General features: G+C 60.8%; 10 protein-coding genes. All 10 read left to right on the top strand.

Annotated features, from left to right (window positions below):
• The first annotated feature begins 58 nt into the window (after nucleotides 1-58).
• The 10 genes from LRS06_RS07300 (at nucleotide 59) to LRS06_RS07255 (ending at nucleotide 11,936) form a co-directional block, all read left to right on the top strand.
• Complete coding sequence (locus LRS06_RS07300) at nucleotides 59-1,792, top strand: ribulokinase (protein ID WP_257870879.1); 1,734 nt, start codon at nucleotides 59-61, stop codon at nucleotides 1,790-1,792.
• A complete protein-coding gene (locus LRS06_RS07295; protein ID WP_257870878.1) occupies nucleotides 1,789-2,490 on the top strand; it encodes an L-ribulose-5-phosphate 4-epimerase in 702 nt (233 codons plus the stop codon). Before LRS06_RS07300 ends, LRS06_RS07295 begins: the two co-directional genes overlap by 4 nt.
• Nucleotides 2,491-2,744: 254 nt before the next feature.
• Entirely contained in the window at nucleotides 2,745-4,235 is a 1,491-nt protein-coding gene (gene araA, locus LRS06_RS07290) for an L-arabinose isomerase (protein ID WP_257870877.1), read from the top strand.
• A 129-nt stretch (nucleotides 4,236-4,364) separates the two neighbouring features.
• Complete coding sequence (locus LRS06_RS07285; RefSeq protein ID WP_257870876.1) at nucleotides 4,365-6,065, top strand: sodium/solute symporter; 1,701 nt, start codon at nucleotides 4,365-4,367, stop codon at nucleotides 6,063-6,065.
• A gap of 12 nt (nucleotides 6,066-6,077) precedes the next feature.
• Nucleotides 6,078-7,445, top strand: coding sequence for a carbohydrate binding domain-containing protein (locus LRS06_RS07280; protein WP_257870875.1), 1,368 nt, complete (start codon nucleotides 6,078-6,080; stop codon nucleotides 7,443-7,445).
• Nucleotides 7,381-8,130 (top strand): alpha-L-arabinofuranosidase C-terminal domain-containing protein, encoded by a 750-nt coding sequence (locus tag LRS06_RS07275; RefSeq protein WP_257870874.1) that lies wholly within the window; start codon nucleotides 7,381-7,383, stop codon nucleotides 8,128-8,130. Before LRS06_RS07280 ends, LRS06_RS07275 begins: the two co-directional genes overlap by 65 nt.
• 583 nt (nucleotides 8,131-8,713) lie before the next feature.
• Nucleotides 8,714-9,649 carry an AraC family transcriptional regulator gene (locus tag LRS06_RS07270; RefSeq protein WP_257870873.1) on the top strand — a complete coding sequence of 312 codons (936 nt, stop codon included), beginning with the start codon at nucleotides 8,714-8,716 and terminating at the stop codon, nucleotides 9,647-9,649.
• A 95-nt stretch (nucleotides 9,650-9,744) separates the two neighbouring features.
• Nucleotides 9,745-10,455: an SDR family oxidoreductase gene (locus LRS06_RS07265; RefSeq protein ID WP_257870872.1), complete on the top strand. Its 711-nt coding sequence runs from the start codon at nucleotides 9,745-9,747 to the stop codon at nucleotides 10,453-10,455.
• Nucleotides 10,456-10,879: 424 nt separating this feature from the next.
• Nucleotides 10,880-11,464, top strand: coding sequence for a Crp/Fnr family transcriptional regulator (locus tag LRS06_RS07260; RefSeq protein WP_257870871.1), 585 nt, complete (start codon nucleotides 10,880-10,882; stop codon nucleotides 11,462-11,464).
• Nucleotides 11,465-11,555: 91 nt separating this feature from the next.
• Complete coding sequence (locus LRS06_RS07255; protein ID WP_257870870.1) at nucleotides 11,556-11,936, top strand: DUF4260 domain-containing protein; 381 nt, start codon at nucleotides 11,556-11,558, stop codon at nucleotides 11,934-11,936.
• Nucleotides 11,937-12,216 lie beyond the last annotated feature (280 nt).

The raw sequence follows: 12,216 nt of genomic DNA, 5'->3' as shown, positions 1-12,216 counted from the left end.
CCCACCTTTCCATTAGCACACAAGCACATTCCCGCACATTAGCACAATACCTTCTCCCGTGGAAAACTCTCAAACTGCCACGCCGGGCGCCGACGCCTACGTGATTGGCGTCGACTACGGCACTGATTCCGTGCGGGCGCTGCTGGTAAATGCCCGCACCGGCGCCGAGGTGGCCCAGGCCGTGCACTACTACGCCCGCTGGAAAAAGCTGCAGTACTGCAACCCCGCCCGCAACCAGTTCCGCCAGCACCCGCTCGACTACATCGAAGGCCTGGAAGCCAGCATCCGCCGCGTGGCCCAGCACGTGCCCGCCGAGCAGATTGTGGGCATAGCCGTGGATACCACCGGCTCCACGCCCGGCGCGGTGGACGAGCATGGCGTTTCGCTGGCTTTGAAACCCGGCTTTGAGGACAACCCCAACGCCATGTTCGTGCTCTGGAAAGACCACACGGCCCTGGACGAAGCCGCCGAAATCAACGATAAAGCCCGCACCTGGGGCGGGGAGGATTTCACGAAGTTCGAGGGCGGCATCTACTCCTCGGAGTGGTTCTGGGCCAAGATTATGCACGTGACGCGCGAAGACGCCGCCGTGGCCCAGGCCGCGCACTCCTGGATGGAGCACTGCGACTGGGTAACGCTGCTGCTCACCGGCCAGGACTTGGCTACGTTTAAGCGCAGCCGTTGCGCCGCTGGCCACAAAGCCATGTGGCACGAAAGCTGGGGCGGCCTGCCCTCGGCGCAGTTTTTGAACCACCTTGAGCCTTCTTTGGGTGAATTGCGCAATCGATTGTTCGAAGAAACCTATACGGCCGACGAAATTGCCGGTCATCTTTCCGAGGAATGGGCGGCCCGCTTGGGACTGACAACCAACACGGTAGTAGCCGTAGGCTCCTTCGATGCCCACGCCGGCGCAGTGGCGGGCGAAATCGAGGCCTACTCTATGGTGAAGGTGATGGGCACCAGCACCTGCGACATTGTGGTGGCTCCAACCGCCGAAGTCGGCAGCAAATTGGTGCAAGGCATCTGCGGGCAGGTAGATGGCTCCGTGATTCCCGGCATGCTGGGGCTGGAAGCCGGCCAGTCGGCGTTTGGCGACCTACTAGCTTGGTTCCGGCAGCTGGTAGAATGGCCCCTGCAGGCATTGATGCCGCAGTCGGGCACGCTTACGGCCGAGCAGCAGGAAGCCCTGCGCGAAGAGCTGAGCGACAAGCTGCTGGTAGAACTGACCAAAGCCGCCGCCGCCGTGGACCCCGCCGAGTCGCAGGTACTGGCGCTGGACTGGGTGAACGGCCGCCGCACGCCCGATGCCAACCAGGCCCTGAAAGGCGCTTTAACGAACCTGACGATGGGCACCTCGGCCCCGCAGATTTTCCGGGCGCTGGTGGAGGCCATCTGCTACGGCTCCAAGATGATTGTGGAGCGCTTCGAGCAGGAGGGCATTCCCATCAAGCAGGTTATCGGCATTGGGGGCGTGGCCAAGAAGTCGCAGTTCGTGATGCAGACCCTGGCCGATGTGCTCAACCGGCCCATCAAGATTGCCAAGTCGGAGCAGGCCCCGGCCCTGGGCTCGGCCATGTACGCGGCCGTGGCGGCTGGCATCCACGCCGATGTGCTGACGGCGCAGAAGGCCATGGGCAGCGGCTTTGCCGAAACCTATGAGCCCAACCCCGCCCGCGTGGCCGACTACCAGGCCCGCTACGAGCAGTACCAGGCCCTGGGCCAGTTCGTGGAAAGCCAGACCAAGCGCGAAGCTTCCGTGGTTGAACCTTCTTTAGCGGAGCAAACAGCATGAGCCAGTACCAGGATCTGAAACAGGCATGCTACGAGGCCAATATGCAGCTGCCCAAGCTCGGGCTGGTGCTGTTCACCTTCGGCAACGCCAGCGTGGTAGACCGCGAAAAAGGCGTGTTTGCCATCAAGCCCAGCGGGGTGCCCTACGATACGCTGCGGCCCGAGGACATTGTGATTGTGGACTTCGACGCTAACACGGTGGAAGGCTCCGGCCGGCCCTCGTCGGATACCAAAACCCACGCGGTGCTGTTCCGGCACTGGCCCGAAATAGGGGGTATTGTGCACACGCACTCCACCTACGCCACGGCCTGGGCCCAGGCCCAACTTGATATCCCCATCCTGGGTACCACCCACGCCGACCACCTCACGGCCGACGTGCCCTGCGCCCCGCCCATGGATGATGCCATGATTGCCGGTAACTACGAACACCAGACCGGCTGGCAGATCATCAACGAGTTTGAAAAGCGCGGCCTTTCGCCCAAGGAAGTGGAGATGGTGCTGCTCAGCAACCACGCGCCCTTCACCTGGGGGAAAACGGTGGAAAAAGCGGTGTACAACAGCGCCGTGCTGGAAGAAGTAGCCCGCATGGCTTACCTCAGCTGCACCCTCCGGCCCGATGTGCCCCGCCTCAAGCAAGCCCTCATCCAAAAGCACTACGAGCGCAAGCACGGCGCCAACTCCTACTACGGCCAGCGCTAGAAAGAGGAGTGAGTGATAAAAACTAGGAGCTAGTTCCCCTCCTTATTTGAAGGAGGGGTGCCCGAAGGGCGGGGTGGTTGAGTTAGAACTAAAAAGCCACCCCAACGACCCGCTAACGCTAAACTTCTAGCGGTAGTCTGACCACCCCGGCCTCCGGCCACCCCTCCTTCAAATAAGGAGGGGAGCTAAAAAATAGCAACGCCATTCTCATCAAATAAATCGGCTGGACCCACCCGGTTTTCTACTCCGACATCATGATTGACCTTTCCCACTACGAAGCCTGGTTTATCACCGGCAGCCAGCACCTCTACGGACCCGAAACCCTGGAGCAGGTGGCGCAGCATTCCCAGCAGATTGCCGAAGCCCTGGGCTCGGCGCTGCCCATCAAGATTGTGTATAAGCCCGTGCTGACCGGCCCGGACGGCATTACCAAGCTGGTGCAGGAAGCCAACACCACGGCTAACTGCGTGGGGCTGATTGCCTGGATGCACACCTTCTCGCCGGCTAAAATGTGGATCAACGGCCTGAAGATTCTGCAGAAGCCGCTGGCGCACCTGCACACCCAGTTCAACCGCGACATTCCCTGGGCCGACATCGACATGGACTTCATGAACACCAACCAGTCGGCGCACGGCGACCGGGAGTTTGGCTTCATTGGAGCCCGCCTGAAGGTGAAGCGCAAGGTGGTGGTAGGCCACTGGCAGAGCGCCGACGTGCAGGAGCGCCTCAGCATCTGGGCCCGCGCGGCCTGCGCCTGGGCCGACTGGCAGGGCGCCCGCATCGTGCGCTTCGGCGACAACATGCGCTACGTAGCCGTGACCGAAGGCGACAAAGTAGAAGCCGAGCTGAAATTTGGCTACTCGGTAAACACCTACGGCATCGGCGACCTGGTAGCGGTGATTAACGCCGCCACCGACGAGCAGGTGAACGACCTGCTGGCGACCTACGAGCAGGAATACGAGCTGGGTGACTCCCTCAAAGAAGGCGGCGACCAGCGTGAAAGTCTGCGTGAGGCGGCCCGCATCGAAGTGGGCATGCGCAAGTTCCTGCAGGATACCGGCGCTATCGGCTTCACGGATACCTTCGAGGATTTGCACGGCATGGCTCAGCTGCCCGGCATTGCCACCCAGCGCCTGATGGCGGAGGGCTACGGCTTCGGCGGCGAGGGCGACTGGAAAACCTCGGCCCTGGTGCGGGCCATGAAGGTGATGGGCGCGGGCCTGCCCGGTGGCAACTCCTTCATGGAAGATTACACCTACCACTTCCAGCCCGGCAACGAGCTGGTGCTGGGCTCTCACATGCTCGAAATCTGCCCCAGCATCGCCGAAGGCAAAGCCAAGGTAGAAGTGCACCCGCTGGGCATCGGCGGCAAGGCTGACCCGGCCCGCCTGGTATTCAACTGCCCCGCCGGTCCGGCCCTGAATGCCACCATCGTGGATCTGGGTCACCGCTTCCGGCTGGTGGTGAATGAGGTGGAAGCCGTAGCGCCCGAGCAGGATTTGCCCAAGCTGCCCGTAGCCCGCGTGCTCTGGAAAGTGAAGCCCGACCTGAGCACCGGCGCGGCGGCCTGGATTCTGGCCGGCGGCGCCCACCACACCGGCTACAGCCAGAACCTCACGGCCGAGTACCTGGAAGACTTTGCCGAAATGGCCGGTATCGAGTACGTCATCATCGACGACGAAACCAAGCTGCGCACCTTCAAAAACGAGCTGCGCTACAACGACGTGGCCTTCAGCCAGCGGTAGAGGCAGCAGCGGTAATTGCGGGGCCGGGCTGCGGGCCGGCCCCGCAATTACTGTCGGCAGCATAGTCCGCAGCAAACGTGTGCGGCCTATCTTCCGGCTCTCAACCTCTACCTTTTTTCACCTCTCCTCATGAGCAATAACCTTACGACGCTAGACCTGCTCGTCTTCTTCGTGTACCTGATCGGGGTTTCGGCCTACGGTTTCTACATCTACAAGAGCAAGCAGAAGGCCGAACAAAGCACCAAAGACTACTTCCTGGCCGAAGGCTCCCTGACGTGGTGGGCCATCGGGGCCTCCATGATTGCCTCCAACATCTCGGCCGAGCAGTTCATCGGTATGTCGGGCTCCGGCTTCAAAGTAGGGGTGGCGGTAGCGGCCTACGAGTGGGTAGCGGCCGTGGTGCTCATTATCGTGGCCGTGTTCTTTATGCCGGTGTATCTGAAGAACAAGATCTTCACGATGCCCCAGTTTCTGGAGCAGCGCTACAACTCCACGCTCAGCCTGATCATGAGTATTTTCTGGCTGTTCCTCTACGTGTTGGTTAACCTCACGTCCATTCTGTACCTGGGCGCGCTGGCGCTCAGCAACCTCATCGGCGGCGACAGTTTCCACACCATTATCATCCTGCTGGCCATTTTCTCCTTGCTCATATCCATTGGCGGTATGAAGGTGGTCGGCTACACCGACGTGGTGCAGGTAGTGGTGCTGGTGGTAGGCGGCCTCGTCACGACCTACATTGCTCTGAGTTTGGTGAGCACCAAGTTCGGGCTTGGCGGCGGCGCTTTCTCGGGCTTCACGGCCCTGATGGAAAAGGCCCCCGACCACTTCCACATGATTTTCCCCAAGCCCACGGATGCCACCCCGCAGCCGGAGGTGGATAAGTACCTGGCCCTGCCCGGCATTGCCATGTACCTGGCCGGCCAGTGGATTGTGAACCTCAACTACTGGGGCTGCAACCAATACATTACCCAGCGCGCCCTGGGCGCCGACCTGCACACGGCCCGCACCGGCATCCTGTTCGCCGGTATTCTCAAGCTGATGATGCCCGTGATTGTGATGCTGCCCGGCATTGCGGCCTACGTGCTCTACAAGAACGGCGACCTGCAGGCTGAAATGTCCAGCACCGGTTCCTTCAACTCCGACAACGCCTACTCCGCTATCCTCACCTTCCTGCCCAACGGGCTGAAAGGCTTGTCGATGGCGGCCCTCACGGCCGCCATTGTGGCCTCGCTGGCCGGTAAGGTCAACTCCATTTCCACCATCTTCACCCTCGACATCTACAAGCGCTACCTCAACAAGGACGCTTCCGAGAAAAAGCAGGTGTGGGTGGGCCGACTCACCATTCTGGCGGCGGTTGTCCTGAGCGTGGCCTTCACCTGGCAGGACTTGCTGGGCATCGGTGGCGAAGGCGGGTTCCAGTTCATTCAGAAGTACACGGGCTTTATTTCGCCTGGCATCCTGGCGGTGTTCCTGCTGGGCATGTTCTGGAAGCGCACCACGGCTACGGCCGGCATCGTGGGCATCCTGGCCGGCTTTGCGCTGTCGGTGTTCTTCAACGAGTACGCGCCTTCGGTGCTGGGCCGCGAAACCCTGCTCTACACGGCTTTCCCCAACGGCAAGGGCGAGTTTGAAATTCCCTTCCTCATCTGCATGGGCCTGTCCTTCGCCATCACCATGGTGCTGATGGTGGGCACCAGCCTGGCTGGCCCGGCTATCAATGCCAAGGCCATTGACCTCAACCCCGGTATGTTCCGCGTGAGCCGGCAGACGATGACGCTCATCGTCATCACGATGCTGATGCTCACGGCGCTCTACGTCAAATTCTGGTAACTCCTTTTCCTGATGCTTCCACTTCCCACCTTTCGCGTACGCTTGCTGGCCGCTGGCCTGACCGGGCTGAGCTGGCTGCCCGCCGCCGCCCAAACCGCTGCTCCCGCCACCATCACGGTGCAGGTAAACAAGCCCGGCGGGGCCGTATCGAAAAACATGTACGGTCTGTTTTTCGAGGACATCAACTTCGCCGCCGACGGTGGGCTGTACCCCGAGCTCATCAAAAACAAGTCGTTTGAAACCGATGAGCACCTGGTAGGGTGGAAGGCCCTGCGCGGGGGCGCCGGCCTCGAAACCTACGCTGTGCTTTCCCAGCAGCCCATAAGCGCCACCAACCGCCACTTTGTGCGCCTGAATGCCCGCGTGGCCGGCCCCGATGCGGGCATGGTGAACGAAGGCTTCCGCGGCATGGGTGTGAAACAGAACGCCGAGTATACCTTCTCGCTCTACGCCCGCAAAGGCCCCGGCAGCGTAAATAGCCTGACGGTAACGCTGGAAAGTGAGAAAGGTCAGCCCCTGGCCCAGGCCCAGGTTTCGGGGCTGACGAGCGAGTGGAAGAAGTATTCCCTGCTCATTAAGCCCTCGGCCACCGATGCCAAAGCTCACCTGAAAATCACCCTGGACGGCGCCGGCAGCGTGGACGTGGACGTGGTTTCCCTGTTTCCGAAAGACACCTGGAACAACCGCCCCAACGGCCTGCGCCCCGACCTGGTGCAGCTGCTGAAAGACATGCAGCCCGGCTTCCTGCGCTTTCCCGGCGGCTGCATTGTGGAGGGTCGCACCCTGGCCGAGCGGTACCAGTGGAAGAAAACCATTGGCGACGTGGCTTCCCGCGAGCCGCTCATCAACCGCTGGAACATGGAGTTCAAGCACCGCTCCACGCCCGACTACTATCAATCCTTCGGGCTGGGCTTCTTCGAGTATTTCCAGCTTTCCGAAGACATTGGCGCCGAGCCGCTGCCCATCCTGAACGTGGGCATGGCCTGCCAGTTCAACTCGGCTGAGCTGGCCCCGATGAGCAGCACCGCCGGTGGCCCCAACGCCGGCAACGACCCCAACACCGGCGACCCGACCCTGGACACGTTCATTCAGGACGCCCTCGACCTGATTGAGTTTGCCAACGGCCCCGCTACCAGTCCCTGGGGCGCCAAGCGCGTAGCCATGGGTCACCCGGCCCCGTTCAACCTGAAGATGATTGGTATCGGCAACGAGCAGTGGGGCCCCCAGTACCTGGAGCGCTACGAGCCGTTTGCCAAGGCCGTGAAGGCCAAGTACCCCAACATTCAGATCGTGAGTAGCGCCGGCCCCAGCCCCGATGGGGAGCTGTTCGAAAAAAGCCAGCAAGCGCCTGGGCGAGCTGAACGCCGAGTACGTGGATGAGCACTACTACGCCAAGCCCGAGTGGTTCCGGGAGCACGCCGACCGCTACGACAAGTACGCCCGCACCGGCCCCAAGATTTTTGCCGGCGAGTACGCCGCCCAAAGCGTGGCCATCGGCTCGCCCGACAACAAGAACAACTGGGACTGCGCCCTTTCCGAAGCCGCCTTTATGACGGGCCTGGAGCGCAACGCCGACGTGGTGAGCATGGCTTCCTACGCCCCCATGCTGGCCCACGTAGATGCCTGGCAGTGGACGCCCAACATGATCTGGTTCGACAACCTGAACGCCTACGGTACCACCAACTACTACGTGCAGAAGCTGTATGCCCTGAACAAAGGCACCACCATTCTGCCCGTGCAGCTGCCCGGTAATGCCAAAAACGGCCAGGATAACCTGTTCGTGAGTGCCGTGGCCGACAATGGCACCGGCGAAGTAGTGGTAAAGCTGGTGAACTACTCGCCCGAGCCTCGCGCGGTGAAAGTGAACCTGGCCGGGGCCAAAAAGCTGGGCAAAACCGGCAAAGCCACCGTGCTGGCCAGCCCCGACCTGCAGGCCCAGAACTCCCTGGAGCAGCCCCTGAACGTGGCCCCCAAGGAGTCGCAGTTCAAGGTATCATCGTCTGCGCTTGATTACACGCTGGCTCCCAACTCCTTCACGGTGCTGCGGGTGGCAGGCAAAAAGTAAAAAGGCGCTACCCGTTGGTAGCCCGACACGTATTGGTGGGAAAGAGTGAGTGCTGACCGTGAGGCGGCGAAACCAGAGGTAAGGGGCTGGGTTTGCAGGCTATGCGCGGGCAGTTTCTCACTCTTTCTTTTTTCAGGCCAATTATGTGCGCCTGGCTACCGGTTTTTCGGTGGTTGAGAATTGCCGATGCCCCGTTTCCCTTTATCAACTTAGGCAGAAGCAGAAACCCCATCAGCCACGGTGTCACGTTCAGCAGGCAGTAACCCGTAGCACTTCCAGAGCAGTCCGCTGGCGGATACACCTCTTTATTCTCCGCATAGTCTTAGGGGGCTATGATTGGCTGTCCATAGTGGGTTCGTTTTCGCGCGTGCCCACGGCTTGGTCAACCTAATTCCGCAATGACGCCGCAGTCCCGCCGCTGAACATACTCCTGCTTGGTCAGGTTAGGGTGAGGAGCGAAAAAAGGCAGACGTATTACAAGGCTTCTTATTCGGAAGCGTACTATTCGTCTTTGTCTTCCCGAAAACATAGGGGATTTCGGTGCTCCTCTGCCACGGCCCGCCCGCTTGATGCGTATGCTCCCATGATACCGACTTCCTTAGCTGCCTTTTATGCCGCGTGCGCGCCTACTCCGGAGTCGGCAGTGGGCGTGCTGCCGCCGCCCGATATGGCGCACGGCGTGGGGCATTTCAACGTCTTCCCGCTGGCGGACCTGCGCGGGGCACCCCCGATGGCGTTTAACCGGCGAGCCTACCATAAAATCACGCTCTGCCGCGGGCACAGCCAGGTGGAGTACGCGGACAGGGGCCCGCACAGCGGCCGCAACACCTTGTTTCTGGTCACGCCCCGCGTGCCGTACCGATGGCTGCCTCTCACCGAAACACCGGAAGGCTACTGTTGCCTCTTCGACGATGCCTTTCTGCTTCCCGCCCGCTCGGGGGTAGTGCTGGCCGAGTTGCCGATTTTTCAGCCCGGCGCTTACCCTGTGTGGGAGGTGTCGGAGGCGGATTGCGCGGCGGTCGAGGCTATTTTCCAAAAGATGGCGTATGAGCTCACGTCCCGCTATGCCTACAAGTACGACTTGTTGCGCACGTACGTGTGGGAGCTGATTCACCTGGTGCAGAAGCTGCAGCCGGCCGCCCCGCCGCTGGCCACGCACAACGCGGCCGACCGGGTCGCCACGCAGTTCACCGATTTGCTGGAGCGGCAGTTTCCGCGCCATAGCCCGCAACCCCCGCTGGGCCTGCGCACCGCCGTCGATTACGCCAACCAACTGGCCGTGCACGTCAACCACCTGAACCGGGTACTGAAGGAAACAACCGGGCACACCACCACCGCGCTGCTGAGTCGGCGCCTAACGCAGGAAGCCAAAATTCTGCTGAAGCAAACGAACTGGAGCATTTCGGAAATTGCCGATAGCCTGGGTTTTACTGATGTGGCCCATTTCTGTACGTTTTTCAAGCGCCACACGGCCCAGACTCCCGGCGCGTTCCGCCGCCAGACCATATTTGAAATCTAAAACAGATGGGTTGATTGACGAAGCCGCCCCGCAGCGTACCCGTCGGACCTTTGTGGAGTATTCACTTCCACTTCCGGGAGGTAACCCCACACAATATGGAAAACAGGAAAATAGCACTGGTTACTGGTGGCAACAAAGGCATTGGCCGGGAGATTGTACGCGGGCTGCTGCGGGTGGGCTGCAAGGTCTACCTTGGGGCCCGCGAGGCAGCCAAGGGGCAGCAAGCCGTCACGGAGTTAGCAGCGGAAGGCGAAGTGCGGTTCCTGCAAGTGGACTTAACCAATCAGGCGTCCCTCGACGCGGCTGCCGCGCAGCTCCAACGCGAGGAAGGGCAGCTTGATATCCTGGTAAACAACGCAGGCATCAACGCCGCCGGCGACGGCCTGGCGAGCGTGGCCGCCGTGCGCAGTGTGGCGCAGGTGCTGGAAACGAATTTTCTGGGCACGCTGGCCGTCACGCAAGCGTTTTTGCCGCTGGTTAGGCAAGCCGCCGCGGGACGCATCGTCAACGTATCAAGTCCGCTGGCCTCGCTTACGCTCAGTGGTCAGCACGACTGGGGCCTGCTGGGGTACTCGGCTTCTAAAGCCGCGCTGAACATGCTCACCGTGCAGCTGGCCTACGAACTGCGCGACACGGCCATTAAAGTGAATTCGGCCAACCCGGGCTACACGGCCACCGACCTGAACGGCTTTGCCGGCACCGATACCCCTGCACAGGGCGCCGCGGAGGCTATCCGGCTGGCCCTGCTACCGGCAGATGGTCCCACAGGCACGAGCTCTTCTGCCACCGGTCCGTTGCCTTGGTAAAGACTTGCCGGGCTACCAATACCCGGGAGTGGTCAACCAGCTTGGCTGGTTTACTTTGAGCACCTGGCCCAGCTGCCGCCTGAGCAGCAAGCGGCAGCCGGATCGTCTCTCCCGCGGCCGTGCTCTTCCATCACCAGCTGAACCTGCATGGCGAATCCAACTTATCTGACCAGCCTGCCCGCCGAACAAGTTTGCGCAGAGTTGAGTCGGAGGTTCTACGCTGGTTGTTTAACCGCACCCAATAGTGTGCGTGTGAGCATAAAATCCAGCACCCTGGCATTGAGTAAGTAGACTGGGAGCTTATCGGTTACTTAACGGATGGGATGAGTCTTGAAAAAGTAGCGGTTTCCGCGTCGGCTCAGCTCCGTACCTTGAGTGGTCGTTTAGCCGGATGGCTAAGTTAATACGTAGCTTTTTCTCGGTTATGCACCCCTTGCGCGCCTACCTCCACCGCTTTGTGCCTGACCTGCTGGACGCCGACTGGCTTGCCCTGGCACCAGCTCTGCGGGTACAGCACCTGGCGCGCGGGGAGCATTTTATTCAAGCCGGCCAGTATCAGCCCGTCCTGGCGCTGCTGCTCCACGGCACCTGTCGCCTCTACTATCCCCGCCCGAACGGGGAAGAACGCACAACGTACTTCTTTTTTGAGCATCACCTGCTGGCCGACTACGCGGGCTGCCTGACCGGTAACGCAAGTCAACTCAGTATCCAGGCGCTGGTCGACACCGAGTTAGTGGTGTTTGACTACGCCGTGCTGCGCCGCCTCTACGACGAGCGGCCGGTGTACCAGCGCTTCGGCCGCCTGATAGCCGAGTATCATCTGCTGGGCACCGACGCCCGCTTAGTTGAGCAGCTGCTGTTCTCGCCCGAAGAACGCTACCGGGCGCTGTTGGCTAGCGGCAAAACCAAGATTCTGGAACGGATACCGCAGCATCTGGTCGCCAATTACTTAGGTATTACGCCAGTGTCGCTGAGCCGCATTCGGGCGCGGGTGGCGCGGGGGCGCTGACCAGCCGTTTTCTTAGCTTTTGTTATCGTTGACCAGGGAGGAAAAGCCGGAAGTTTGAGTATTCTTTTTCACCGTCTCATCTCCCGGCCCTATGAAAGCCCTGCTCAAACTCGAAGAACTTGCCGAACTGCTCCTGGCCCTGCTGGTATTTGCTCACTTGCCCTACACCTGGTGGGTACTGCCCGCTACCTTTCTGCTACCCGACGTGAGCATGCTGGGTTACCTGGCCGGGCCGCGCGTAGGGGCCTGGAGTTACAACCTGGCCCATCACAAAGCGTTGGCCGTGGCGGTGGGCGTAGCGGGCTGGTTTCTCGGGCAGCCGGTGCTCGTGCTCGTCGGCACGGTGCTGTTATTTCATAGCGCTTTCGACCGAATGCTGGGCTACGGCCTGAAGTATACCACGAGCTTTCAGCACACTCACCTGGGCCGCGTAGGAACTAGCCAATCAGGGGAGCAGCCAGCAGGGGCATAGGCTGGAAATCTTCCCTTAAAAACACGAAGGAAGGCTGTATAACCTCCCATATTTCCTTAATGACTGGGCAATAGGTTCGCCTCTGCTTTCCGCTCGTTTAACTGTAGCCGATGATGAAATGTCTATGATTTTACCAGGTTGACCCTCACACAAGCACTTTACACTATACCGTCGGGCTTGCGGTGCGGGTGCTATTTATTTAGCAGATCGACCCGCATTGGGTCATTCCCTTAGTGCATGCTTTTACCGGGATGGGGTCAAAGCAAGGGCTTGGTGTAGT

Origin of the sequence: Hymenobacter sp. J193 (assembly GCF_024700075.1) — a bacterium.
Lineage (GTDB): Bacteria > Bacteroidota > Bacteroidia > Cytophagales > Hymenobacteraceae > Hymenobacter.
This window is presented reverse-complemented; position numbering and strand designations above follow the sequence as displayed.

What these genes read in the sequence shown, in the direction of transcription:
- araA (WP_257870877.1), top strand. Translation starts at nt 2,745, where the DNA reads ATGATTGACCTTTCCCACTACGAAGCCTGGTTTATCACCGGCAGCCAG.
- LRS06_RS07255 (WP_257870870.1), top strand. Translation starts at nt 11,556, where the DNA reads ATGAAAGCCCTGCTCAAACTCGAAGAACTTGCCGAACTGCTCCTGGCC.
- LRS06_RS07285 (WP_257870876.1), top strand. Translation starts at nt 4,365, where the DNA reads ATGAGCAATAACCTTACGACGCTAGACCTGCTCGTCTTCTTCGTGTAC.
- LRS06_RS07280 (WP_257870875.1), top strand. Translation starts at nt 6,078, where the DNA reads ATGCTTCCACTTCCCACCTTTCGCGTACGCTTGCTGGCCGCTGGCCTG.
- LRS06_RS07295 (WP_257870878.1), top strand. Translation starts at nt 1,789, where the DNA reads ATGAGCCAGTACCAGGATCTGAAACAGGCATGCTACGAGGCCAATATG.
- LRS06_RS07260 (WP_257870871.1), top strand. Translation starts at nt 10,880, where the DNA reads ATGCACCCCTTGCGCGCCTACCTCCACCGCTTTGTGCCTGACCTGCTG.
- LRS06_RS07270 (WP_257870873.1), top strand. Translation starts at nt 8,714, where the DNA reads ATGATACCGACTTCCTTAGCTGCCTTTTATGCCGCGTGCGCGCCTACT.
- LRS06_RS07265 (WP_257870872.1), top strand. Translation starts at nt 9,745, where the DNA reads ATGGAAAACAGGAAAATAGCACTGGTTACTGGTGGCAACAAAGGCATT.
- LRS06_RS07275 (WP_257870874.1), top strand. Translation starts at nt 7,381, where the DNA reads ATGGGGAGCTGTTCGAAAAAAGCCAGCAAGCGCCTGGGCGAGCTGAAC.